At 72.6% G+C, this 25,604-nt stretch carries 11 protein-coding genes; 4 read left to right on the forward strand and 7 right to left on the reverse strand.

Annotated features, from left to right (window positions below):
* Positions 1 to 175: 175 nt before the first annotated feature.
* From rox to EHO50_RS10065, 4 genes are all read right to left on the reverse strand, one after another.
* Positions 176 to 1,603: a rifampin monooxygenase gene (gene rox, locus EHO50_RS10050; protein ID WP_128429539.1), complete on the reverse strand. Its 1,428-nt coding sequence runs from the start codon at positions 1,601 to 1,603 to the stop codon at positions 176 to 178.
* A gap of 207 nt (positions 1,604 to 1,810) precedes the next feature.
* The gene (locus tag EHO50_RS10055; RefSeq protein ID WP_128429540.1) at positions 1,811 to 3,001 is read right to left on the reverse strand and encodes an MFS transporter; all 1,191 of its coding nucleotides are present in this window, start codon (positions 2,999 to 3,001) and stop codon (positions 1,811 to 1,813) included.
* Between the two features lie 129 nt (positions 3,002 to 3,130).
* Positions 3,131 to 4,324, reverse strand: coding sequence for an MFS transporter (locus tag EHO50_RS10060; RefSeq protein ID WP_128429541.1), 1,194 nt, complete (start codon positions 4,322 to 4,324; stop codon positions 3,131 to 3,133).
* Between the two features lie 175 nt (positions 4,325 to 4,499).
* Entirely contained in the window at positions 4,500 to 5,399 is a 900-nt protein-coding gene (locus EHO50_RS10065) for an arginase family protein (protein ID WP_128429542.1), read from the reverse strand.
* A gap of 245 nt (positions 5,400 to 5,644) precedes the next feature.
* Here EHO50_RS10065 and EHO50_RS10070 point away from each other — a divergent pair, with 245 nt between their 5' ends.
* The 3 genes from EHO50_RS10070 (at position 5,645) to EHO50_RS10080 (ending at position 9,241) form a co-directional block, all read left to right on the forward strand.
* Entirely contained in the window at positions 5,645 to 6,526 is an 882-nt protein-coding gene (locus tag EHO50_RS10070) for an MHYT domain-containing protein (RefSeq protein WP_128429543.1), read from the forward strand.
* Positions 6,527 to 6,611: 85 nt separating this feature from the next.
* The gene (locus tag EHO50_RS10075; protein WP_128429544.1) at positions 6,612 to 8,114 is read left to right on the forward strand and encodes a metallophosphoesterase family protein; all 1,503 of its coding nucleotides are present in this window, start codon (positions 6,612 to 6,614) and stop codon (positions 8,112 to 8,114) included.
* 80 nt (positions 8,115 to 8,194) lie between these two features.
* Positions 8,195 to 9,241: an LLM class flavin-dependent oxidoreductase gene (locus EHO50_RS10080; protein ID WP_128429545.1), complete on the forward strand. Its 1,047-nt coding sequence runs from the start codon at positions 8,195 to 8,197 to the stop codon at positions 9,239 to 9,241.
* On the opposite strand, the gene EHO50_RS10085 is transcribed toward EHO50_RS10080, so the two are convergent.
* Together EHO50_RS10085 and EHO50_RS10090 are read right to left on the reverse strand one after the other, a co-directional pair.
* The gene (locus tag EHO50_RS10085) at positions 9,186 to 21,335 is read right to left on the reverse strand and encodes a non-ribosomal peptide synthetase/type I polyketide synthase (RefSeq protein ID WP_128429546.1); all 12,150 of its coding nucleotides are present in this window, start codon (positions 21,333 to 21,335) and stop codon (positions 9,186 to 9,188) included. The genes EHO50_RS10080 and EHO50_RS10085 overlap by 56 nt on opposite strands.
* 91 nt (positions 21,336 to 21,426) lie before the next feature.
* Entirely contained in the window at positions 21,427 to 23,445 is a 2,019-nt protein-coding gene (locus EHO50_RS10090; protein ID WP_425472151.1) for an AfsR/SARP family transcriptional regulator, read from the reverse strand.
* A 148-nt stretch (positions 23,446 to 23,593) separates the two neighbouring features.
* Between EHO50_RS10090 and EHO50_RS10095 the strand changes: the two genes are divergently transcribed.
* Positions 23,594 to 24,478 (forward strand): alpha/beta fold hydrolase, encoded by an 885-nt coding sequence (locus EHO50_RS10095; protein ID WP_128429547.1) that lies wholly within the window; start codon positions 23,594 to 23,596, stop codon positions 24,476 to 24,478.
* A 48-nt stretch (positions 24,479 to 24,526) separates the two neighbouring features.
* Here the strand turns inward: EHO50_RS10095 and EHO50_RS10100 are convergent, their stop codons facing one another.
* Positions 24,527 to 25,501, reverse strand: coding sequence for a TauD/TfdA dioxygenase family protein (locus tag EHO50_RS10100; protein WP_128429548.1), 975 nt, complete (start codon positions 25,499 to 25,501; stop codon positions 24,527 to 24,529).
* Positions 25,502 to 25,604: the final 103 nt, after the last annotated feature.

A 25,604-nucleotide genomic window follows, 5' to 3' on the forward strand; every position in this document is an offset into this window, starting at 1 on the left:
AAGAGCGCAGCTGAGAGATCAGAGATGACGACCAGGGCGAACCTGCCCGACGCCTGCATGCCGGCGGCCCCGCACTGCGTCTCCCCGGACGAGTACGACGCCTGACGATGCTGCAGCAGGCGGCAAGCGTCCCCCCTGTGGCGCCCCGTGTCGGCGGGGCGCCACAGATGCTCGATCAGCTGACGGGGGCTCCGAACCACTTGGGCAGCCGGCTGAGCAGGTCCTGCTGGTCTTCGCCGACCCACGCCACGTGGCCGTCCGGCCGCAGCAGTACCGCGGGCGGGTCCAGTTCCTCGCTGACGTCGACGACATGGTCGACCCGGTCCGCCCAGCCCGACACCGAGAGCCGGCCGGTCCGGTCGAGCAGCAGTCCGCGGCCGCCGTGCATCAGCTCGTAGAGGCGACCGCGCTTCAGCGTGATGTCCCGCAGGCGCCGGCCCAGCAGTTCATGGCCGTCGCCGAAGTCGTAGCGGACTCCGATCGCGGTGATCTTCTCGATCAGGTAGCGGTTCACGTCCTCGAAGTCCATCAGCTGCGCCAGCAGCCGGCGCAGTGACTGCGGCCCCGGCTCGGTGGACAGCAGCTCCATCTGGGCGCGGGTGTTGTTCAGCACGTCGGCGGCCACCGCATGCCGTTCGGTGTGGTAGCTGTCCAGCAGCCCCTCCGGGGCCCAGCCGGCCACCTCGGCGGCCAGTTTCCAGCCGAGGTTGAACGCGTCCTGGATGCCGAGGTTGAGCCCCTGTCCGCCGGTCGGCGGATGGATGTGCGCCGCGTCGCCGGCCAGCAGCACCCGGCCGATCCGGTAGCGCTCGGCCTGCCGGGTGGCGTCGCCGAATCGGGAGAGCCAGCGCGGTGAGTGCACGCCGAAGTCGGTGCCGGCGACCGCCCGGAGCTGTGTCCTGAACTCCTCCAGGGTCGGCGCGACCGAGCGGTCCTCGGTCACCCCGTCGGCGGGTACGACGACGCGGTACACCCCGTCCCCCATGGGCCCCAGGCCGAACCGCTTCTGGGTCTTGCGGACTTCGGCCACCACGGCGGTCACCGTCTCCGGCGGCACGCCCACCTCCATCGCGCCCAGCAGCGTCTCGACCTTGGTGGGTTCACCGGGAAAGCCGACACCGAGCAGCTTGCGCACCGTGCTGCGGCCGCCGTCGCAGCCGACGAGATAGCGCGAGCGCAACCGAGTGCCGTCGGCCAGTTCGGCGCTCACCCCGTCCTCGTCCTGGCTCAGCCCGACCAGCTCGCAGCCGCGCCGGACCTCCGCGCCGAGCTCGACGGCGTGTTCGGCCAGCAGGCGATCGGTGGTGGTCTGCGGGATGCCGAGGACGTAGCCGTGTGCGGTGTCCAGCCGGTCGGGCCAGGGCATGTCGATGCCGGCGAAGAAACCGCCGACCTTGTACTGCTTTCCGTGCGAGAGGAACCGCTCCAGCAGCCCGCGCTGGTCCATCACCTCGATGCTGCGCACGTGCAGGCCGAGCGCCCGCACGAACGGGGCCGGCTCCGTCTCCTTCTCCAGCACGACCACGTGCACGCCGTGCAGCCGCAGCTCACCGGCCAGCATCAAGCCGGTCGGGCCACCGCCGACCACGATCACGTCGATCATGAAAACCCCCATGTTACGCACACTTCGCGAATTCCTGATTTCCGCAGGTAATGGCTTCGGCCGACGATTCTGCGGCACGACCCGGGTCTTGCCGCAAGGCCCCCGGTGCGTTATACGTTGAGAGTGGCAAGGAGTGGTTCACCTCCTTGCCTTTGCTTTTGGTCTGCTCTTGCTCTTACCGGCCTCGCTCACCCTCGGGCGGGGCGTTCACGCTCTCGCCGGAACCGGCCGCCGTACCAGGTAGACGGCCGCGGTCGAGACGAGGACGGCCATGCAGGCGATGAACACCAGCCCCGCGCCCTCCAGGCCGATCGGGCCCGTCAGTACCCCCACGCCGATGACCGGCACCGAGATGCCCGCGTAGGCCACCACGAACAGCGTCGAGATGACTGCCGCGCGCCGGTCCGCCGGAGATGCCTCGGCCACGGCGGCCAGCGCGCCGCGGAACGCCAGTCCCTGCCCGCCCCCGCCGACGAGCGCGCTCGCCACCACCAGCGCCATCAGGTCCCACCGCAGCGCCCCCGCGAGAAGCGCCAGCCCGGCGAGGAGTCCGGCGCAGCCCAGCGGCAGCGACCGCCCCACCCCTACCCTGCCGACGGCCAGTTGTCCGGCGGTCGAGGCGAAGAAGGCCAGCGCCACCACCAGCCCGCTCACCGCGTGGTCGGCCACGTCGAGGGACTCCGCGAGGAACGCCGGGCTGACCGACGTGAACACCCCGAACAGCGCGAACCCCACGAACGAGGCGATCGCCGCGGGCCCGAACACCGCCCGAACCTGCGCGGGCAGGCCTGGCCGCTGCGGCCGTACGGTGCTCAGTGGCGACCGCTCCCGTACCGTCTCCGGAAGCCGCAGCAGGACCGCGGCCGAGCCGGCCACCAGGGCGAGGTGCACGACGAACGGCAGGTACAGCGGCCAGTCGGCGTACTGGGCGAGCACCCCGGCGAGCAGTGGACCGCAGCCCAGTCCCCCCATGTTGGCCGCCGTAGCCACGAACGTGGCCCGCGAGACGCCGCCCGGTGGCGCCAACTCCATCACGTACGCGGTGGCGGCCCCGGTGAACAGGCCGGCGGACAACCCCGACAGCAGCCGCCCCGCGTAGAGCCAGCCCAGCCCGGTGGCGCCCAGGAAGCAGAGGGCACTCGCGGCCGCGAAGCCCAGGCCGCACAGCAGGACCGCGCGCCTTCCCACCGCGTCCGAGGCGTTGCCCACCAGCAGGAGCACGCCGATGACCCCGAAGGCGTACACGGCGTACACGATGGTCACCGTCAGCTCGGAGAACCCGAACTTCTCCTGGTAGAGGGGGTAGAGGGGGGTCGGCAGTGTGGTGCCGGCCATGCACACGGCGAACACCGCCCCGCTGAGCAAACACTCGCGCCACCCTCGGCGATCGCCGTCCATGCCGCCGACGGTAACCCCGCCCGCCGCCCCCGCCCGGCCCGGCACGCCACCGGTACGGACTCTCGTACGGCCCCAGGGCGTGATCGGTTCTGGGCCGTCATCGACGGCTCCTCGACGGCGCCGGGATGGCTACTGGTGTGCCGGTGATCTGGCCAGGTGTGCGGCTACGGCCATGACGGCGACGGAGGTCAGGACGATACCGGCACCGACGTACAGCGGCGCCGTGTAGCCGAGGCCCGCGGTGATGGCCGCGCCCCCGAGCCAGGCGCCGAGGGCGTTGCCGAGGTTGGACGCGGACACGTTGGCACTGGCGGCCAGCGCCGCCCCGTGGGCGTAATCGGTGACGCGAGTGATCATGCCGGGCACGCCGGCGAAGCCGAAGAGGCCCATCAGGAACACCAGGATCACCGACGCGACGGCGCTGTCGGCCAGCAGCCCGAACGCGGCCAGGGTGATGGTGAGTCCGAGCAGGGCGTGGACCAGGGCGCGGTCACGGTCGCGGTCGGCTGCTCGCCCGCCGATCAGGTTCCCGACGACAAGGCCGACGCCGTACACCATCAGCAACCAGGAGACATCCGCCGGTGAGAATCCGCCGACCTCGGTGAACGTGTAGGCGATGTAGCTGAACGCACCGAACATGCCGCCGTAGCTCAACGCGGTGGCCGTCAGCGTCAGCCAGACCTGCCAGGACCGGAACGCACGGAACTGGGCCCGCAAGTCGCTGGGCGGCACGGGGTGTGAGCTGCTCGTCGCCGCTGTCGGCGGCTTTTCTCGGCCCGCCCGGCCGGGGACGAGGGCGGCGATTGCGGCCAGCGCCAGGACGCCGATCGCGGTGACCGCCCAGAAGGCCGCTCTCCAGCCCCAACGCTCGCCCACCCACGCGCCGAACGGCACGCCCAGCACGTTCGCGACCGTCAGGCCGGCGAACATGACCGCCACCGCGCGGGACTTCTTGTCCGCCGCGACCAGACTGCGAGCGACCAGCGAGCCGATGCCGAAGAAGGAGCCGTGGCACAACGCCGCGACGATCCGGCCGAGCAGCATCACCGGATAGCTCGGTGCGACGGCCGACAGCAGGTTGCCGATGACGAACAGCGCCACCAGGCCGACCAGGACGGGCTTGCGGGGCAGTCGTGCCGTGGCCGCGGTCAGCGCGATGGCGCCGATCGCGACACTCAGGGCGTACCCGGAGATCAGCCGGCCCGCTGCCGCCTCGGACACCGCGAAACTCGACGCCACCTGCGGCAGCAGCCCGGCGATCAGGAACTCGGTCAGCCCGATGCCGAACCCGCCCAGTGCCAGCGCGATCAGTCCACTGGGCATCCGTCGCCGTTCGGTTGTGCGCGCGTGCGACCCATGCAAGCGGAAGTCCGTCTCCCCGGCTCCTGATTCGCTCATGGCCCCACCCTCGTCCCCGGTGGCGGATCTGCCCATGGACAAAGATCGACGACGCTTGGACGAACGTGCGGACAGCGCGTACCCGGCCCCAGCGGTACGGTCAGTCACGCAGGTGATCGGTCCGTGCCGCCAGCCCCCGGCGCAGGCACTCGGCGAGTCGGGCGGCGATCCTGCCGTCCGGGTCGAGGCGGGGGTTGAAGATCGTGACGTCGAGCCCTACGGCTCCCGGGTCACTCAGCGCCGTATGCAGCACGCCCTCCAGTTCCTCCCAGGTCAGTCCGCCCGGTTGGCGGTAGTCGACGGCCGGCATGAGCGAGTCGTCCAGGACGTCGACGTCGAGGTGGACCCAGAATCCGGCGCCGGTGCCGTCGGTGAGTCGGTCGACCGCCTGGCGCGCTGCCGTGGTGGCGCCGGTCGCGCGCACGCCGTCGAGGTCGATCGCGTGCAGGTGGGCCGGGAGCGGCTGCATCCCGGCCTCGGCCGACTCGGCGGCGTCGCGGAAACCGAAGGCTACGACGTCCTCGTCCCGCAGCAGGGGCCCACGGCCTTCGAGGTCGGTGAGCAGCCGAGGGCCACGGCCTGTGGCCAGGGCGAGTTCCATCGAGGCAACCTCACCGGCCGGCTCCGCCGGGGGCTGGTAGAAGTCGGTGTGGCCGTCGAGGAACAGCAGCCCATGGCGTCCGCGGCGGCGCAGCGCGAGGAGGTTGCCGAGCAGGATGCTGCAGTCGCCGCCGAGGACGACGGGAAAACGCCCGGCGTCGAGGACGCCCCCGACCGCGTCGGCCAGCCGGACGGAGTACTCCGCGATGCCGTGGGGGTTGAGGATCCCGGTGTCGGCGTCCCGCGTCGGGTCGTACGCCGACGGTTCGACCCGGCCGGCGCGTACCGCATCGAGCCCGACCAGCAGACCGGCGTCGAACAGAGCCTCCGGCAGCTCCTGGACGCCGGACGGCCGCAGCCCGAGCACGGACGGTGCCTCGATGATCGCCAGTTTCCGCATGTCCCGACCCTTCGGCTACCGGACCGCGCCTCCACACCATCTGTGCCACATTCCCGGACCCGGCACCACCTGAGGATCGACACCACCTGGTCCGCCTCACTGGCTGAATCTCGCCTTTTAGTGACCGAAGTTCAACAAGGTGATGCAGAGTTCAACTGCTACCGGCGGTAAAGGCTTGATTGATGTCCCCCTTGACGCGTACACCTGCCTTTCACAACAGCCACAACTCTGGGGGGAGTTGGCGTATGCAAGGCACGGTTGACGGGTTCCGCTATGGAGCGGTGACCCCGGTGGCGGCCTATCTGATGGCCTGCCTGGGAGGGGCGTTGGGACTTCGGTGCATTGTCCGGTCCCTGCTCGACGGACAGTCGTGGAAGCCGGGTTGGCTGGCGCTCGGCGCCGCGTCGATCGGCTGCGGCATCTGGACGATGCACTTCATCGCCATGATCGGATTCGAGGTCGAGGAGACCCGGATCCGTTACGACGCGGGCCTGACCGTCCTCAGTCTCACCGTGGCGATCGTCGTCGTCGGCATCGGCGTGTTCATCGTGGGCTATCTGGGCGCGGGCAAGGGGGCGCTGACCGGCGCGGGCGTCATCACCGGGCTCGGCGTGGCCGCCATGCACTATTTGGGCATGGCCGCGCTGCGCCTCGACGGCAGCATCCGGTACGACGCGTTCGCCGTGGGGCTCTCCGTTCTGATCGCGATCGTCGCCGCGACCGCCGCACTGTGGGCGGCCGTCACCATCCGGGGTTTTCTGACCAGCCTCGGGGCCAGCCTGATCATGGGTGTGGCCGTCTCCGGGATGCACTACACGGGTATGGCCGCCGTGAGTGTGCATCTGCACGACACGACCGGCGGGTCGTGGGCCGGTGACTCGCCCACCTCGCTGCTGCTGCCGATGCTCCTGGGGCCGATGGTCTTCCTCGTGCTGGCCGGAGTGGTGGTGATGTTCGACCCGCTCCTGGTCCTCGGAGAGGGTGAACGGGGCCGGTCCGGCGCGGCCCGGCGGTTCGGTGCGAGCAGCGCCGTCGAGCAACAGCCCGGCGCCGATGTCTCGTTCGCTGCCCCTGTCGGCGGCCGACAGCCGCACCGGAGCCGGGAGCCGTACGCCCACAAGTGGTGACATGGAGGGGGCGGAAGGCAGGGCGACCCGCCGAGCCCCTCCTCCCCCTGCTCGGCATCCTCTAGATCATTGTTACGGTGCACCAGTGTCTGACTCCTCACGCGATACCGCCGAAGGCGCCGGCTGGGGCGGCGCCGAACTCGGTGAGTACAAGCGGCTGATGCCGCACAAGGTCGAGAAGATCTCCTGGCTCAACCCGAAGACGCTGTGGGCCGCCCGCAACGGCGTGCTCGCGTTCTGGTTCGGGGACCCCACGGGGCGTACCCGCAGCCGCTGGGCGGCGCAGCGGGCGGCCGCCGGGGCGCCCGCGGACAAGGTGATCCGGCGCGACGACCCGGACAGCTTCTCCTTCCTCGTCATCGGTGACACGGGCGAGGGCGACGACTCCCAGTACGCCGTCGTACCTGGCCTTTTGAAGGTGGGTCAGGACACACGGTTCGCGGTCGTCGCGAGTGATGTGATCTATCCGGTGGGCAGCGCCGACGACTACGGCACCAAGTTCTTCCGGCCGTACCAGGACTACCGGGCGCCCATGTACGCGATACCGGGCAACCACGACTGGTACGAGGACCTCGGCGCGTTCATGCGCGTCTTCTGCGACGACGCCCCGCCCCTCGAACCCGAGGCCGCGGCGCGTCCGCTCACCAGGGCGTGGCTACGGTCGCTGCTGTGGCACCGGCCGCGCAAGGGGGACGGCCAACGTCTTGTCGAAGCACGGCAGTTGAGGTCGGCCGCGGCCCAACAAGCCGTTCAGCCGGGGCCGTACTGGGCGATCGACGCCGGGCCGGTGCGGATCATAGGCATCGACACGGGACTGCTGGGGGGCATCGACGCCGAACAGGGCGCGTGGCTGCGCGAGGTGTCCAAGGATCCCCGGCCGAAGATCCTCATCACGGGCCAGCCCCTGTACGTGGACGGTGAGCACCACCCCTGCGCGATCGAAGGGGGCGGCACCGTCGACGAGATCGTCCGCGACCCCGCGCACCGCTATGTCGCGGCGATAGGCGGCGACATCCACAACTACCAGCGCTACCCGGTGCAGGTGGACGGCCGCACCATCCAGTACGTGGTCTCGGGCGGCGGCGGTGCGTTCATGCACGCCACGCACACCATTCCGCGGGTCGACATCGCGAACGTCACCGAGAAGGAGTTCCGCTGCTATCCCCTGCGCGGCGACTCCCTGGCCTTCTACAGCCGACTCTACGGACGCCGGCTGCGCATGCGCCGCCTGTTCTCCCTCACCGAGGCGGAGGCGACGGCCGTCATCGCCGAGCGGCTGGAGATCCAGCCGGGTCGCGCACCGGCCCCGGACGCCCGCGTCACATGGCGCACGCGCCTGGTCGCGGGCCTGCTGGGCACCGGACGCCGACCCGACCGGGCCAAGCGGTTCCGCCTCCCTGTGCGCAAGATCTACACCCAGCTGTTCTCGCCGAGCTCGGCGACCTACAGCCCACCGTTCTTCAAGTGCTTCCTGCGCCTGGACGTCACCCCGCAGACCGTGCGTCTGCGCTGCTACGCCGCGACCGGCAACCGCGCCCAGGAGGTCGACCCGCCGGTCGAGGACGAGGTCACCATTTCCCTGGTCTGAGCCGGGGGCACGGGAACATCATCGGCCGCGGGCCAGTTGGCACTGCCGTACGACTCGATCAGTGAACGATGGAGGGGCCCGTGCCGCCGACCTCACGACCGCTCAGCAAGCTGGGTTTCCTCACCATCGGACTGTTCGACGAGGCGGATCCACGTCGGGGCCACGAGTCCACCCTCGAGATCATCGAGCTGGGCGAGCGGCTCGGCTTCGACAGCGCGTGGATCCGCCACCGTCATCTGCAGTACGGCATCTCCTCCCCCGTCGCGGTCCTGGCGGCGGCCTCGCAGCGCACCCGCCGTATCGAACTCGGCACTGCCGTCATCCCGCTCGGCTGGGAGAACCCGCTGCGGCTGGCCGAGGACCTGGCGACGGTCGACCTCCTGTCGGGCGGCCGTATCAACCCGGGCGTCAGCGTGGGTCCGCCGATGCACTACGAGCGCATCAAGGAGGCCCTCTACCCCGACACGGCGGACGTCGAGGACTTCGGCTACGAGCGGGTGCGGCGGCTGCTGGACTTCGTGCGGGGCAAGCCGGCCACGGACTTCAGCGGCGTCGAGGGATTCGAAGTGTTCGCGGACCGTGTGCAGCCGCACTCCCCCGGCCTGGGCAGCCGTATGTGGTACGGCGGCGGCAGCCTGCGTTCGGCGCAGTGGGCCGGCGAGCACGGGATGAACTTCCTGACCAGCAGCGTCGTCAAGGCGGAAGGGCCTGCGGGGGCGGAGGGAGCGGAGGAGTCGCCGGACTTCGCGGAGATCCAGCTCGCTCACATACGCGCCTTCCGCGCCCACCATCCCGACGGTGAGAACGCCCGCGTGTCGCAGGGTCTCGTCGTCATCCCCACCGACTCCGCGACGCCCGAGCAGCGCGCGAAGTACGAGGAGTACGTCGCCAAGCGCACCCCTCGGACCCTGTCACCGCAGGGTCCGGCGCGCCTGTTGTTCGCGCCGGACCTCGTCGGTACCTCGGCGGAGATCGCCGAACGCCTCCATGCCCACGCCGCGTTCCGTGAGGTGGACGAAGTGGCGTTCGCGCTGCCGTTCACCTTCGAGCACGACGACTATGTGCAGATCCTCACCGATGTCGCCGCCCGGCTGGGTCCGGCCCTGGGATGGCGTCCGAAGGCCTGAGGGGCAGCCCACTGCCTTCTGCGATGACGCGGTCGAGCAGATGCAGCGGGGCGGGCCGCACTCCGGCGTCCTCGGCCGCGTCCCAGTGGGCGCGAGCGCGGGGCAGGTCGACGAGGCCGTGGATCAAGGGCAGAGCGCTCGGGTCTCGGCCGCAATCGCCGAGATGGGCGTGGAGCAATGACTCCAGTCGGCACGAAGCCAAGGTGCCCGCGATCCCGGGTCGCATGGCGAAGCCCGCGCTCGCCACGGTCGGCAGGTCCTCGCTCAGCTGCGTGTCCGTGGAGTCGAGGGCCAGCAGCCCGCCTCCGACGACCAGGACGTCCTGGTCCCGGCTCATACGGTCCAGTGCGCTCGCGGTGTCGAAGCAATGCGGGAAGGAGTCGTCGACCACGATCGTGCCGGGGCGCAGCCGGTCGACTTGCAGGAGGGCCGTCGCGCCGCTGACGGCGGTGACGATCACGTCGGCGTCGTAGACCGGAGCGGGCAGGGTCCGCCCCGATTCGACGACCTGGACCGACATCGCCGGATGCTCGGACGACAGGTCTGCTGCCAGCCGTTCGAGTCGCACGGTGCTGCCGGGCAGGTCGCACAGCAGCAGCCGGGCCGGTGGGCGGGATGCCGTCGCCAGCAGCAGTCGTAGGGACGAGGTGCCGATCGAGCCGCATCCGACGACGGCGAGGGCGAGGTCGTCGAGGCTGCGGCCGGTCGCCGCGAGTGCTGAGTGGACGGTCTTGGTCACGGCGACGGTCGTCGACGCGTGTCCGGTGGTGATCGCCGCGCTCGTCGTGGTCTCCCGCAGGACGTCGTAGCCGTAGCCGGTGAGGGATGGGATCATGCCCGCGAGCGAGACGCAGCGGGCGCCGAGTGAGGCGGCCTGCTCCACGGCGCGGGCCGTGCGGGCGCCCAGATCGGCGGCCGGGGCCAGTTCGTCGGCGAAGAGCGGAAGAGCGACGAACCCGGAGTTCCCCAGCGGGGTCCTGGTCTGCTCCAGCAGCCGGGCGCGGCCGTCCGGGAAGAGCAGCGCCCGGACGGCCTCGCGGCCGAGGCCGGGGCTGTCGTGCGGGAGTCCGGCGAGGGCTGCGAGATGGGCGGGGGCGGGCAGGTATCCGACGAGCGCGGCGTCGAGGCGGGGGCGTGGTCGGCGGATGCTCCAGGCCGGGGCGGGGTCGGGGTCGGGGTCGGAACTGGCTTCGCTCAGCGCGTCTCGCAGCTGTCGCCACATCTCCTGCGTGAACCTGGCGACTTCGGCCGTCGTGAGGGCTGCAGCCGAAGCTCGTACGGTGACGCGCAGAGCCTCGCTGTTCGCCACCGGCCGCACCGCCAGGAACACGTCGGTGCCCAGCGGTGGCGGGGCGAGGGCGGTGTCCGTCTCGTCCGCATGCAGTGTCAGGCTGCCGCCTTCCTCGGAGCCGAGGGCAGTGAAGTCGAGGAAGGTGAAGAAGAACTGGGCGTGGCGGGGCAACCCCGCCGCCGTGCGCACCTCGCTGGGGCCTTCGGCCCGGGCCGAGTCGGCTTCGGCGGCGAGACGCTTCAAGTCCTCGTCAAATGCGGGCGGTTGGACCTCTTCGTGTGCGTCGGTCGGGGCTGCCGGGCGCAGCGCCACCGCTTCCGCGAACGGGCCGAACACCCGGTGTGCGTCCACCGTGGAGTCCTCGCGTCCGGTGACGGCGAGCCCGAGCAGCAGGTCGCGTCGGCCGGTGAGTTCGACGAGGGCGCGGTAGTACGCGGTGAGCAGCGGGGCGTACAGGGTGCGGTGGGCGGCTCGGGCGAGGCGGCGCAACCCCTGTGCCGTGACGGCGTCCAGGGTGAACCCCGTGGTGTGGAACGCCGGTTGGCCATCGGGGTCGTCGGCGGTCGGCCGGCGCAGCACAGGGGGCGTGTAGGGCGCGCGGAGGCGTGCGCGGTACTCCTCGGCCTCAGGTCCGAGCCAGTGCGGGCCTACGGCGGACTGGGCGACGTGATCGCGGAAGGTGCTGTCGAGCGACGCCAGGCCGTGCGGCAGGCCTCGCTCGAGGCGGTCGTATGCGGTGAGCAGTTCCCTGGCGAGGAGGGCGGCGCTGTAGCCGTCGCCGATGAGGTGGTGAGCGTGGACGAGGAGCACGTGGTCGCCGGGCGCCACGGTGAGCAGCCGCAGCCGCAGCAACGGCCAGGCCCAGGGCTCAAGTCGGCGCCGTGCCTCCTCGGCGATCCGCTGCTCCAGCAGGTCGGGGTGTGCGAGGGTCTCCGTCTCCACGGGCAGGCGCAACGAGTCCGGCAGTTCCTGCTGCACGGGCGGGCGGGCGCCTGCCGGGAAGACGGTACGCAGCATCGGATGACGGGCCACCAGGACGTCCACGGCGCGCTGGAAGACGTCGTGGCGCAGCGGGCCGCTCAGCCGGAAGCGGGCCAGCCAGCCGGAGCCGGCCCCCGGGTTGATGGTCTCGGCGAGCAGGAATCCCCGCTGGGAGGGGGTGAGAGGGAAGGGACCCGCCGGTTGCGCGGGGGCGGCCTCCTCGGTCGGATCGGGCGTCGCGTCGGCGGCGGTGTCGAGGGCCGACGCGAGTGCGCTCAGCGTGCGGTGGGTGTAGACGGTTGTCGGCCGTGGGACAGCCGGCAGTTCCTTGCGCAGGCGGGCGAAGAGTTCGAGGACCATGATGGAGTCGCCGCCGAGTTCGAAGAAGTCGTCCTCGCGGGTTACCTCCGGTACGTCCAGGAGGGTCGACCAGATGCGCGCCAGGGTGTGCTCGGTCGGGGTGGTGGGAGGGGTCCCGGGCCCGGATGGCGGGGATTCAGGCGATTCGGGGGATTCAAGGGATTCAGAGGCTTCAGGGGTTTCAGGGATTTCAGGGGCGAGGTCGGCCCCCTCCTCCGACGTGCGCGCCAGCAGGTTGCGGTCGATCTTGCCGGTGCCGGTCAGGGGCATCGCCGAGATCGAGCGGATAGGTCCGGGCAGCATGTACGGCGGCAGAACCCGGGACAGGAAGGCGCGCACCTCGCGTGCGTCGGGCTCGTCCGCGCCGGGCCGGGGTTCGACGTACGCCACCAGACGCCCGGCGACGAGCAGCACGGCGGCACGGGCGAGGTCCGGGTGGGTGAGCAGCGCGGCCTCGACCTCGCCGAGTTCCACGCGGTGGCCGCGGACCTTGACCTGGTCGTCGAGGCGGCCGAGGAACTCCAGGACACCGTCCGTGGTTCGGCGGACCCGGTCGCCGCTGCGGTACCAGCGGCGACCGCCGCGTTCGACGAACGCCTCCGCGGTGAGCTGAGGCTCGCCGAGGTAACCGGGAGTCAATCCGGTTCCTGCGATGAGCAGTTCACCGGGCTCGTCGGCCGCGCAGGGACGTCCGTCCTCGGTGACGACGGCCAGTTCGGTTCCGGCGACCGGACGGCCGATGGGCAACTGACGTACGTCGTCGGCCGGTCGGGTGTCGATGATGTGGCAGGTGGCGTTGATGGTGGCCTCGGTGGGCCCGTACAGGTTCGAGACCCTGTGCACCGGTCCCCCGCAGGCATCGAGCAGGTCGAACCAGCGGCGTACGTGTGCGGCGGGCAGCGCCTCGCCGCCTACGTGGACCCAGCGCAGCGCCGAGAGGTCCGGGGGTGTTCCGTCCTGTCGCGCCCGGGTCTCGGCGGCGGTCAGCAGCCGCTCCCACAGCGTCGGCACCGAACTCCACACCGTGATCCGGTCGTCGACGATCCGGTCCAGGAGCGCTTCGGGGTCGCGCAGGAGGTCCCTGGTGAGGGTGTGGATCGTGGCGCCGGCCAGCAGCGGTGCCAGCAACTGGCGTACGGAGGCGTCGAAGCAGACGGACGCCGTCTGTACGAGGCGGTCCCCTGGGCGGTATCCGAAGGTGGTCAGTGACCAGTCGAGGTAGTTGAGCATGGACCGGTGGGTGATCGGGACCGCCTTGGGGCGGCCCGTGGAACCCGAAGTGAAGATCACGTAGGCGATGGCGTCAGGGTCGGCGGGTGGTGGCTCGACCCGGGACGGAGTGGCCGGGGACGGGGTGGCCGGGGGCGTGTCATCGGCTGCGACCGGCGTGATGCCGTCCAGCGCGGCGACGGCTTCGCGCGTCGCCGCGTGGCAGACCACTGCGCCGACGCCGGTGCGTTGTACCTGGTCCCGCAGGCGGGCCACGGGATGGGTCGCGTCCAGGGGCACCCAACCGGCGCCCGCCCGGAGGATGCCCACCACACCGAGGACGGTGTCCGCGCCCGGTTCGGTGAGCAGGCCGACCAGGTCGCCGGGGCGTACGCCGTTCGCGTGCAGCCGGGCCGCGAGGGCGCCGGAGGCGGCGTCGAGTTCGGCGTAGGTGAGCGTGGTGCGGCCGGTGTCCACCGCGACGGCTCGTGGTGTCGCGCGGAACCGGGCAGACAGGCGGTCGACGATCCCCGCGCGGCTGTGATGCCCATCGGCATCGATGGACTGCCCGGCCGCGGCGTGCAGTTCCTCCACGTACTCCGCGGCGAGCCGCTCGACGGTCTCGGGCCTGAAGAGGTGGGCGGGGTGGTTCCAGGAGAAGTGAAGGGTCGCGTCCGATTCCCAGCACAGCAGTCCGAGCCGGGTGGCGGCGGAGGCGGTGGCCGCCGCGGTCGGGGTCACGGTGACCGGCCAGTCGCGGCCGTGGCTCACGGGGAAGCGGGCGAAGCTGAACCCGGCCGGGGCGACGGTGCGCGGGGCGGGGCCGGTGGCGGGCAGCAGCGCGGCGATGTCGGGGCTGCCGAGGGTGGCGTGGGACTCCGCCTCCTGCCAGATCCGCTGGAGCCGCCCGGCCAGCAAGGTCACGGGCTCGGCGGGGTCGATGGTGGCGAACACCGGCAGGGTGTCGGCGAGCGGCCCCACGAGGCGGTCGATGCCGGGCAGGGGCGCCTCGCGTCGGGCACGCGCCACGTTCACGGCGACGGCCCGCTGTCCGCCCCAGCGGGCCAGGCAGCGGCCGTACACCGCGAGCAGCAGGTGGAAGAGGGTGACTTCGTGCCGGGCGGCCACCTCGCGCAACGCTGCCGTGAGCGAGGCGTCGATGCCTGTCTGGTGGTGGGTGAGCGGCGGGGTGGGGAGCGCGTCCGGGTCGCCGTCGTACGGCAGTGCCGCAGCCGGGGCCGCCGTGGTGTGCTCGGCGATGCGGTCACGCCAGTACTGCTGGTCCCGGGTGAACGCCGATGACTGGCGTTCTGTGTTGGCGAAGGCGACGTATTCGGTGAACTCAGCTTTCTGGAGGGGGAGTTCGCGAGGACTGCGGTCCTCGGCGAGTGCGGTGTAGAGCGACCAGAGCTCCTCGCACAGGACCTTGAGGCTGAAGCCGTCGGCGGCGCTGTGGTGGACGACCAGCAGGAGGTGGGCGAGGTGTGCGTCCCGCCGGTCGCGGACCAGGACCGCGCGCACCGGATCCTCGGTGGTCAGGTCGAACGGGCGGTTGTACAGCCGCTGTTCGAGGTCCGGCAGCGGCAGCGCGGTGTCGTCCGGCTGGTGCACCTCGTACCAGCGGGGAGCTCGGACGTCGGGGTCGGTCGGCGCCGTGTACTGACGCGGCGGTGTGCCGTCCGTGGTGATGCGCAGGCGCAGCATGGGGTGGCGTGCGGTGAGGTGGGCCAGGGCGCGACCGAGGAGGTCGGGGTCCAGGGGGCCGCGGACGGTCTGGCGTATGTAGCCGTACGCGGTGACGCCCTCGTACAGCGCCTCGGTGGTGAGAAAGGCGAGTTGGAGCGGTGTGAGGGGGCGTGGGGTGTCGTCCTGGTCGCGGCTGACGGCGGCCGGCGCAACGGGGGTGGTCGGCCTCTGTCCGCTGAGGTGGGCGGTCAGTTCGCCGACCGTCCGGTACTCGAAGAGCAGCGTGGCGGGCAGGGGCAGTCCGAGTTCCGTCTCCAGGCGGCGCGCGAGGTCTACGGCGGTCAGCGAGTCGAGCCCGAGGCCGAGGAACTGCTCGTCGTCGCCGATGTCCTCGGGGGCGCGGTGCAGTGAGTCAGCCAGCAGGCGGCGTATGAGGTCGGTGATGCGGGTCGGCTCGGTCACGGCGCCGTCGCCCACTGGCAGGCCGCTCGGCGCGGGAGGCACGCTCACGTGCGTGCGGTCCGCAGCGGCGGCGGCCTCCAGGGGTGCGGACGCCGCGGTCCGGGTCACCAGCACGTGCGCGGCATCGGTGGCGACGGCCGTGCGCAGCGCCGTGATCGCCGCCCGCGTACTCATGGGGCTCAGTCCCCGGGCGCGCAGCCGCTGCTGAGCAGGTGACCCGGCGGCCAGTCCCGCATCGGCGACGGGCCCGAACCCGATCGACTGCCAGGGCCGGCCCGCCGCGCGCTCGGACGCGGCGAAGGCGTCAAGGAAGGCGTTGGCCGCCGCGTAGTCGCCGAGCGCGCCCGCAAGGCCGGGCAGCACCGAGGAGACGGAGGAGAAGGCGACGCATACGGCCGGTTCGTGGCCGTGCCGGCGCAGCGCCTCGGCGAGCAGCACCGTGCCGCGCACCTTCGCGGCGAGCACCTGCTCGGTCTCCCCGTCGGCCTTGGAGCGCAGGCTGCCGGGCCGGACCGTGCCGGCGGCGTGGAACACCCCGTCCAGTGGGGGCAGTTCGGCGAACAGGGCGTGGACGGCGGCTTCGTCGGACACGTCGGCCGCGTGGTACCGGGCACGGGCACCGTGGGCGCGGAGGTCGGAAAGCAGATCGTCGGGGGCGGTCTCGGAGCGTCCGGTCAGGATCAGTTCGCACGCGCCGCGTCCCGCCAGGTCCCGCGCGAGTGCGGAACCGAGCCCGCCGGCTCCCCCGGTGATCAGGTACGTGCCGTCCGGCCGCAGAGCGGTGGGCGCCGTGGGGGCGCCCGTCACGTCGACAGGTGTACGGCTGAGCCTGCGGCCGGCGCGCCATGCGACCGCGCCGTCCGCGCCCGGCTCGTGGGCCGAGTACAGCTCCCGTTCCAGGGCGTCGACGCGGGCATCGAGCGGGTCGCGGGAGGAAAGGTCCAGGCTGCGGGCGGCGAGTCCCGGGTGCTCCTGCGGGAGCGCGAGTGTGAAGCCGTGCAGGAGTGCCTGGGCCGGGCGCGCCGGATTCGGCGATGCGCCGATGACGTACGCGTCCTCGGTGACCACGAGGAGGCGGGAGCAGTCAGCGGTGAGCAGGGCGAGTGCGTGGCGCAGTGCGGCCACGGCGGCGCTCGCGGCGGCGTCCGGGGCCTGCCGGCTTCCGTCTCCAGCAGCGTGCTCCGCTCCCAGCCACACCACGGTGTCCGCCGACGCCGCGGACGACCCGTGAGCCACGTCGTCCCCCAGTACCGTCACCCCACGGTCGAGGAGCCGCTCGGCCAGCGTCCGGCCGAGCACCTGGTCGCCGCCGATCAGCCGTACCGCGTGGGGTCCCGCCGCAGGTGTGAGCGGTGCGTCCCGCCACTCGAGGCGCCGCACCGCAGCCGCCGTGTCGGCCTCGCGCGGCCAGTAGCGGGTGCGCTGGAAGGGGTACGTCGGTACCGGGACCCTCGGACGCCCCGCGGCCTGGCTCGTCCCGTGCAGAGCTGCACGGTCCAGGGGCGCACCGCGCGTCCACAGTCGGCCCACCGTCTCCAGCAGCGCCCGCGCCTCGGAGGAATCGGCGTCACGGGCCGAGGCGTGGGAGTGCCCGGTCGTCGACACCGCCACGTCCGAGGCGCCGTGCGCACCGGCGACCGCGCGGACCGCCCCACCCAGGGTGTTCCCCGGGCCGAGCTCCAGGAAGGTGTCGTAGCCCTCCTCCAGGAGCATTGCGACGGCCGCCCCGAACCGGACCGGCTCGACGGCATGCTGCTGCCAGTAGGCGGGCGTGAGGCGGGGTCGCCACTCGCCGGTGACCGTGCTCAGCATCGGTACGGCCGCCGGTTTGACCGTGAGCGCCTTCGCGGCCTCCCCCAGGGGATCGAGGACCGGCTGCAGCAGCGGCGAGTGGAAGGCGTGGGAGACACGGAGTCTGCGCGTGGCCACGCCACGCCCCGTCAGCTCGGCGAGGGCTCGCTCGACGGCCTCCTCGGCACCCGAAATCACCACCTGCTCGGGCCCGTTGACGGCGGCCACGCCCAGCGAGCCGCCCGATGCGGCGACGAGCCCGGCGACCGTGTCCTCGTCGCCCCTGACGGCGGCCATGGCACCGGGAAGAGCCAGCTCGCCCACCAGGCGGCCGCGCTCCGCGGCGAACCCGACCGCCTCGGCGAGACTCAACGCACCCGTGACGCACGCGGCCGCGATCTCGCCCACGCTGTGTCCGGCGACCGCGTCCACGGAAAGGCCCCAGGCCTCCAACTGCCGGGCCAGTCCCACACCGAACGCGACGAGCAGCGGCTGGGCCACCTCCGTCCTGGCCAACTCCTCGGGATCCATACGGGGATCGAGGCACCACTCGGCCAGCGAGCGCCCGAGTACCGGCCCCGTCAGCGACGATGCCTCGTCCAGGACCTCCCGGAACACCGGGGCCGACCGGTACAGCGCGCGCCCTTGGCCGGGCCGCTGTGCTCCCTGGCCCGGCAGCAGGAACACCGTCCGCGGCCGCGAGGACCGGGCGACCGTGAAGTCCGCCGTGCGGGCGGCGGTGTCGAGTCGGTCCGCGAGGTCACCGTCGGCGGCCACGGCGAGGCGATGACGGCCGTCGTCGCGCGCGGTGTTGACCGTGGCGCAGATGTCGGCCTCGGGCAGATCCGGGTGCGCCCGCAGATACCCGGCCAGGTCTGCGGCGGATGCCCGCAGGGCGTCGGCGCTGCGGGCCGACAGCGTGAGCAGGTGCGGGCCGCGAGCGACGGGACCCGCGGCCGTTGTCCGTCCAGGTGCTTCCTCCAGTACGGCGTGCGCGTTGGTGCCGCCGAAGCCGAAGGCGTTGACGCCCGCGATCAGAGGCCCGGGGGCCCGCCATTCCCGCAGCTCGGTGGCGAGTTCGAAGCCGGGCGCGACGCGTTGCAGGTACGGCGCGGGCGGGGTGCTGCTCGGGGAGGGAGGGACCTGGCGGTGCTGGAGCGCCAGGACCGTCTTGACCAGGCCCGGCAGGCCGGCGGCGTTGAGCAGGTGTCCGATGTTCGCCTTGACCGAGCCGAGCAGGCGCGGGAGCCCGTCCGTGCGGGGTGGGAAGGCATGCCCGAGCGACTGCGCCTCGACGGGGTCGCCGACCGGGGTACCGGTTCCGTGCGCCTCGACGTACGACACCGTTTGCGGGTCGATGCGGCACTCGCCGTATGCCTGGGTGATGACCTCGCGCTGGGTGCGCGGGTTGGGGGCGAGCAGGCTGAGGGACCGGCCGTCGTTGTTGACGGCAGTGCCCCGGACCAGGGCGAGGAGCGGGTCGCCGTCCCGTAGCGCGTCGTCCAGGCGTGCGAGGACGAGGGCCGCTCCGCCCTCCCCGGGCACGATTCCGTCGGCGGCGGCACCGAAGGGGCGACTGCCGCCCGTCGGGGACAGCGCGCCCGCGCGTGCGAGCAGCCGGTGGCCGGTCGCGGTGAGGGCGAGCTGGACGCCGCCGACCACGGCGACGTCGCACTCGCCGCTGAGGAGGCTGCGCCGAGCCAGGTGGAGCGCCACGAGCGCGGAGGAACAGGCCGTGTCCACCGCGAGGGCGGGGCCGTCGAGGTCGAGTGCCTGGGAGAGGCGGGCGGCGATCAGGTTGGGCAGGTTGCCGGTGAGCGCGCCGGGGTGGGCGGCGAGGTCGCCGTCGGTGGCGGCGGCCAGGATCTCGCGGTATCCGCTGTCACCGAGGGCGGCGAACACGCCGATCCTGCGGCCGGTCCGTCGCGGCCCCACGTACCCCGAGCGCTCCAGGGCTTCGTGGGCCAGCTCCAGGAAGATCCGGGCCTGTGGGTCGGTCGCGCGGGCCTCGTCGTCGTCCATGCCGAAGCAGGCGGCGTCGAAGTCGGCGGGTTCGGGGAGGAAGGAGCCGAAGAGGCCGGGGGCGCCCGGTGCGCTCTCGCGGCCATCCCAGCGGCCCTCGGGTACGGCTGTCACCGTGTCCCGGCCGGATACGAGCAACTCCCAGAAGGCCTCCGGCGTTTCGGCACCGGGGAACCGGCAGGCCATACCGAGAACCGCAACAGGCCCCCGGTTTCCGGCATCCCCGGCGGACGACAGCGGCGCGCGCCCCGCGTCCGTGCTCGCCCCGAGGTTGATGGCTGCTTCTTCGCCAACTCCCCTCCCACGACTGGCAATCAGTGCCAGCACATGCCCGGCCAGCGCGGCCACGGTGTCATGGTCGCGCAACACGCGCGGCTCCACCGCGACGGAGAAGGCGTCCTCGATCCCCGCGAGCACCGCCATCGCCTTCAGCGAGGAGCCCCCGAGGGCGAAGAACCGGACGTCCGGGTCGATGTCCGCCGGCGCGAGGTCAAGCGTCCGCGCCCAGATCCCCCGGACCACGTCCTCGACGTCCCGCCGCGAACGCGGCACAGGTCCCTGCGGACCGCGCCCTTCCTGCCGAGCGGGCGAGCCCCCTGTCGGGGCGTGCAAGCCCTCTGCCCGCGCGGCCGACAGCCGCTCCTCGATCGCCGCGTAGGCACCGGCCTCGAACCGCGCGCGCATCACAGCGCGCCGCAGCTTGCCGCTCGTCGTCCGGGGAAACGCGCCGGGCGGCAGGGGCAACACCCGTACGTCGTCGTGGCCCAGCGCCTGCCGGACCCGGGCCGCCGCCGCGTCGAGCACCGCAACGGCCGCGGCCGGGGCGAGCCGCGCCCACTGCACGAACACCACCACCCGATCGCTCCCGGCGTCGGGGTCGGTGGAGCCGATCGCTGCCACCGTTCCGCCGGGCAGTCCCGGAGTTGCGGCGACGGTCTCTTCGAGATCGGGTGCGTGGAAGGTGCGGCCGCCGACGAAGACGACGTCCTTGTGGCGGCCGGTGACGCACAGCCGGCCCCCGCTCAGGAAGCCGAGGTCGCCGGTGCGCAGCCAGCCCCCGCAGAACGCGGCCGCGCTCGCCTCGGGGGCGCGATGATAGCCACGTGCGACCTGCGGACCGCGTACCTCGATGTGACCGACCCGCCGGTCGCCGAGCGGCTTGCCCGAATCGTCGGTGACACGGATCTCGCAGTCCGGCACCGGACGGCCCAGGTCCATCAACTCGACGGCGTCCGGGCCGGGTTCCGCGGGGACGGCCCGGCCACGGCTCAGCGCCTTCCGGTCCAGGCGCAGGGGCTCGGCGATCTCCCCGAGCGGGGGCACGGTCACGGCGAGTGTGGCCTCGGCCAGTCCGTACACGGGAAGCATCGCCCTGGCGTCCAGCCCCGCCGCACCCGCCCGGGCGGTGAACTCCCGCCACACGCGCGGTGCGATCGGCTCGGCTCCCACGAGCATCAGCCGTACGGAGCTCAGGTCCAGTCCGGCCCAGGTGCCGGCCGGCACCCGCCGCGTCGCCAGCGCCAGCGCGAAGTTCGCTGCCGACAGCAGGGTCGCCCGGTGCCGGGCCACCGCCTCCAGCCAGCGGGTGGGGCGCTTGGCGAAGGTCAGCGGTTCCAGTCGCACCTGCTTCAGACGTGCCGCCATGGGGACGAGGTGGGTGCCTATCAGGCCCATGTCGTGGAAGTACGGCATCCAGGTCGCCACCACGTCGTCCGACGTGATCGCCATGGCGGCGCGGATCTGCCGGAGGTTGGCGAGCACGGCCTCGTGGGTGAGTTCGACGCCCTTCGGGGTGCCGGTGCTGCCGGACGAGAACTGCAGGAAGGCGAGATCCTGTGCGTCGCGGCAGGGCGGCGAGTGCAACGGGCCGGCCTCGCGCAGCACGTCCACGCGCAGGGCGCGCACGGGGCCCGGAATCTCGGCGAGCAGGGTTTCGGTGGCGGCGTCCACCACGACGGCGGGCCTGCCGAGGAACTCCCACACCGGCCCCACCCGGCGGGCCTCCGGGGCGAGCGGCACGGGCACGAGCCCCGCCGCCAGCGCTCCCCAGAACATCGGCTGGAAGTCCTCGCCGAGATCAGCGACGAGTGGCACGGGGGTGCCGGGTTCCAGTCCCGCCGCGCGCAGGCCCCCCGCCACGCGCAGTGCGTCGTCGCGGAGTTCGGCGAAGGTGACGGGGCGCTCGCTGCCGTCCCCCCGGACATGGACGACGACCTGACCGGGCGTCTCCTCGGCGGCGTGCAGCAGTATGTCGAGGAGCGTGCCGGCGCTGCGGCGCCCGGGAGTCGACATGCGTTTCCTTCCTCATCGCACTGGGCCAGGGCCCGCGGACGCGCCGTGCCGTGCCGTGCCGGAGTCCGGTGTCGGGCAGGAGCGTTGTCGATCATTCACCTGTACGACGACGAGTTTCGTCAAACCGTTCACGTGTGCGACCGAGGGCGTCGGCCAGGTCGGCCAGGTGTCCCGAGACAGGACCCAGCGTGAGCAGGCCGCTGCCCGCGCCTGCCAGTTCGTGCGTCGCCGGGGTGAGGGCGGTGTGGGCGCGCTCCATGGTGTGCCGGTCGCCGAGGGTCAGCGCCGCTCGGGCGGTGAGGCACCACAGGGCTTCCTGGAGGAGGTCGCGGGGTGGGTCGGGCGTCGCGCGGAGGGCCTCGGCTGCCTCGGGGCGGTGGTCCTGGTCGAGGAGGAGCAGGGGGCGCGCCCAAGGGGCGTAGGGGCCCCAGTCCGTGTGTGGGTCGAAGCGGAGGGGCAGGGCGTGCCGCACGCGCAGGCACAGCAGCGCGAGCGGCAGCAGGCCGTCGGCGAGGCCCGGCATGCCCGCGCCGTCCAGCAGGGTGGCCGAGCCCCGGTAGGCCGCCTCCACTTCCGCCGCCGGTGCCCGGCCGGTGGCGTCCAGCCGCAGTGCGGCGTACCACCCGGTGAACACACCCACCAGCGGCGCCTCGTGACGTACGGCCAGCGCGTCCGCGGCGGCCGCATGGCGGTCGGCGGCGGTGAAGTCCCCCAGCGCGCTGCGGGCCTGCAGCCGGACGAGGTGGCCGAGGATCTCGAACGTGGCCAGGCCGTGCCGGGCGGAGAGCGCGACCAGTTCGGCACCGATCTCGTCCCGGCGGGGCGCCAGCCCGGTGCGGTCGAAGCACTGCATGAAGGCTGCGTTGAGGGCGAACGCCAGCAGCGCCGGATCGTCCAGCCGGCGGGCGATCTCCTCGGCCTGGCGGGCGGCCTGCGGGCCACGGGCGAGCGGGGTGCCGCGCGACTCCAGGGCGATCGTGGCGAGCAGGCGGGCCTTGGCCGGTTCATGGCCTTCGGCGGGCAGGGCGGTGAGGGTGCGCTCGGCGGCCGCGACCACGCGTGCGGTCTGTTCGGGGTCGTCGAGGCGGGTCCAGATGGCGGGGACGTCGTAGGCGCCGATCACCCGGGCGGTCAGTTCGGGGTCGCCCAGTTCCTCGGCGGCCGCGATCGCCGCGACCCGGTGCTCTCGGGCGGCCGGCAGTCCGCTGCCTCCGGTGACGGCGAGGTTGCGCAGCAGGCCGGTCGTGGACTCCAGGCGGGCCCGGGCGTCGGGGGCGACGGTGCGGTCGTAGGTGGCGGTGACCTGCTCCCAGACCCGGCCGGCGGGATGGTCGAGCGCCTGGCCGAGGTGGTCGGCCTGGTGCAGGATGTCCGCCTCCAGGGAGCGCAGGGCGGGGCCCGGGTCGATGCCCAGCTGCTCGGCCAGCAGCGCGCGGGCCCTGCGCAGCACGTCCAGCGCGTCGGCCTGCCGGCCCGTGCGATACAAGGCCAGGGCCAGCAGGCGCCAGGCATTCTCCCGCCAGGGGTGCTCGGCCGAGTGCGCCCGAAGGTCCGCGGCCGCCCGGTCGGCCTGGCCGAGGGCCAGCAGCGTCTCGGCGCGCAGTTCCACGGCGTGCAGACGCAGCTCGGCCAGGCGGCGGCTCTCGGCGCGGGCCCACGGCTGGTCGGCGAACTCCGCATAGGCGGGCCCGCGCCACCAGCCGAGCGCCTCCTCCAGCCGTGCGGTCGCATCCTCGGTCGGCAGCGTCGCGGCGGCGGCGACCGTCTGCTCGAAGCGCCAGGCGTCGACGGCGTCCGTCCCGGCGCGCAGGGCGTAGCCCGGGCCGTCGGTGACGAGCAGCCGGGCCGGGCTACGGGGCGGGCGTTCGGGTTCGAGGACCCGGCGCAGCGCGGCGACGAAGGTGCGTACGGCACCCACGGCGCCGGCGGGCGGGTCGTCCGCCCACAGGTCCTCGACCGGGCGGGAGACCGGAACGACTCGGCCGCGGGCGACGATCAGCCGGGCCAGGACCGAGCAGTGTCTCGGCCCTTTCAGGCCGATCGAGTTCCCGAATCCGTCCCAGGCGGTCACCGGCCCGAGTACGCCGAAGGCAGGGCCCACGCCTTCCATCGCCGTCCACCACCCCGGGTCGCCGCCATGCCGCTGCTCGGCGCCTGCAAGTTGCTGCTCATCGCCTGCTCATCCGCCGCCGAGAGGATCGAGGAACCCGATCTTCCCGAGGGGAATCCTCCCCCATCGCATCGAAAGGAGCGCAGCCGTGACACCTGTACCTGTCATCGCCGGCTTCGATCATCACCGCGTCCCGGTCGCCGACGGGGTGTCCCTGCACACGGCCGTCGGCGGCTCCGGTACGCCCGTCGTCCTGCTGCACGGTTTCCCACAGACCCACCTGATGTGGCGCCATGTGGCCGCGGACCTCGCCGCCGACCACACCGTGATCTGCCCCGACCTGCGCGGCTACGGCGCCAGCGACAAACCCGCGGAGAGCGACGGCACCGGCTACGCCAAGCGCACGATGGCCGCGGACATCGTGGCCCTGGCCCGCGAACTCGGTCACGAGCGCTTCGCGTTGGCCGGGCACGACCGTGGCGCCCTGGTGGCCTTCCGTGCCGCGCTCGACCATCCCGACACGGTCACCCACCTGGCGTGTCTCGACGTCCTGCCGACCCTGGACATGTGGGAGGTGATGCGCGGCGTCAGCGCCGCCGTCGGCTTCCACCTCTACCTGATGGCCCAGCCGCCCGGCCTGCCCGAGCGCATGATCAGCGCAGCCCCGGACGCGTTCTTCGGCCACTTCCTCGACATCTGGACGACCGACCCGGAGGCCGTACCGGCCGAGATCCGCGCCGCCTACCTGTCGGCGTGCCGTGCGGCGGTGCCGTCGATCGTCGCCGACTACCGGGCCTCCGCCGGCGTCGACATCGAGCACGACCGGGCCGACCGGGCTGCTGGAAACCGGCTGCGGATGCCGGTGAGCGTGCTCCAGCAGGACTGGGGCGCGGCCCTCGGCTTCGACGCGGCGGCGTTGTGGCGTGACTGGGCGGCCGACCTGCGGCACACCACGGTCACCTGCGGCCACTTCATGGCCGAGGAGGCGCCCGACGACATCGCGAAGGCTCTACGGGAACTGCTCGCCCGCTGAGTACGGTGAACTGACCGGTGACCGCGCCGGTGACCGCGCCGACGGCGGCTACCAGCGCCCCGGTGCGGTCCCGATGATCGGTTCCGACGGTTTGCCGTCCACCCCGACCGGCACGTCACCGGCGAGCATCACCCGGTGCATGGTCCGGGGGAAGTCGAGGTGGGCGTTGTCGCTGGGGGCGAGGTGGATGGTGGCCCGGTTGTCCCAGAAGGCCACGCTGCCGGGTTCCCAGCGGAAGCGGACCGTGTACTCGGGCCGTACCGCCTGCTCCAGCAGCATGTCGAGGATCGCCCGGCTCTCGGCCCGCGAGATGTCGGCGATCTGCTCGACGTAGTAGCCGTTGACGTACAGCACCCGCTCCCCCGTCTCCGGGTGGACGCGCACCAGCGGATGCAGCGAGGCCGTCTGATGGTCCAGCAGATGGCGGACGTACGCGTCGTCGCCGGGCCGCGGCTGGTAGCCGACGCCGAGGCGGTGCTCGACTCGCAGGCCGTCCACGAACTCCCGTACCGGGCCCGAGAGTCCGGCGTACGCGGCAGCCAGGTTCGACCAGGTGGTGTCGCCGCCGTACGGCGGTACGGTCTCGGCGCGCAGGATCGTCGCGGCGGGCGGGTCGACGCGGGCACCGTGGTCGCAGTGCCAGCCGCGCAGCAGGGTGTGGCGTCGGCGTTGCAGCCATTCGTCGTGCTCCATGCCGAACTTCCCGCCCAGCTCCAGCCGGTCGGCGGTCGTCTCCACCTCGGGGAAGTCCGCCGGGGAGGCACTCCCCCGCTTGCGCAGGACGACCGGTTCGCCGAAGCGGCGCGCGAACGCCACATGCCCGGCGTGGTCCAGCCGCTGCCCACGGAAGAACACCACCTTCCAGCGCAGCACCGCCGCCCGGATCGCGGCGACCACGGCGTCGTCGAGCGCTCCGGCCAGGTCGACGCCCGTGATCTCCGCCCCGATGTGTCCGGCGACCGGATTCACCTCGATCCCCGCGACCTGCTCCGTCCCGTCCGCAGTGGCCCTGTCCGTCGTCATGCGCGCTCCGTAGGTGAGTCCGCACCGGCTCCGGTCCGAGCCGGTTCCCCGAAGATCGTGACAGTGTTTCGCGGAGCCGGCGACAGGGCCCTTCTCCCAGTCC

The sequence above is a fragment of the Streptomyces cyaneus genome, assembly GCF_004028635.1.
GTDB lineage: Bacteria > Actinomycetota > Actinomycetes > Streptomycetales > Streptomycetaceae > Streptomyces > Streptomyces cyaneus.

Excerpts from the sequence above, each read along its gene's own strand:
- rox (WP_128429539.1), bottom strand. The coding sequence starts at position 1,603 with ATGATCGACGTGATCGTGGTCGGCGGTGGCCCGACCGGCTTGATGCTG.
- EHO50_RS10055 (WP_128429540.1), bottom strand. The coding sequence starts at position 3,001 with ATGGACGGCGATCGCCGAGGGTGGCGCGAGTGTTTGCTCAGCGGGGCG.
- EHO50_RS10060 (WP_128429541.1), bottom strand. The coding sequence starts at position 4,324 with ATGCCCAGTGGACTGATCGCGCTGGCACTGGGCGGGTTCGGCATCGGG.
- EHO50_RS10065 (WP_128429542.1), bottom strand. The coding sequence starts at position 5,399 with ATGCGGAAACTGGCGATCATCGAGGCACCGTCCGTGCTCGGGCTGCGG.
- EHO50_RS10070 (WP_128429543.1), top strand. The coding sequence starts at position 5,645 with ATGCAAGGCACGGTTGACGGGTTCCGCTATGGAGCGGTGACCCCGGTG.
- EHO50_RS10085 (WP_128429546.1), bottom strand. The coding sequence starts at position 21,335 with ATGTCGACTCCCGGGCGCCGCAGCGCCGGCACGCTCCTCGACATACTG.
- EHO50_RS10090 (WP_425472151.1), bottom strand. The coding sequence starts at position 23,445 with ATGGAAGGCGTGGGCCCTGCCTTCGGCGTACTCGGGCCGGTGACCGCC.
- EHO50_RS10100 (WP_128429548.1), bottom strand. The coding sequence starts at position 25,501 with ATGACGACGGACAGGGCCACTGCGGACGGGACGGAGCAGGTCGCGGGG.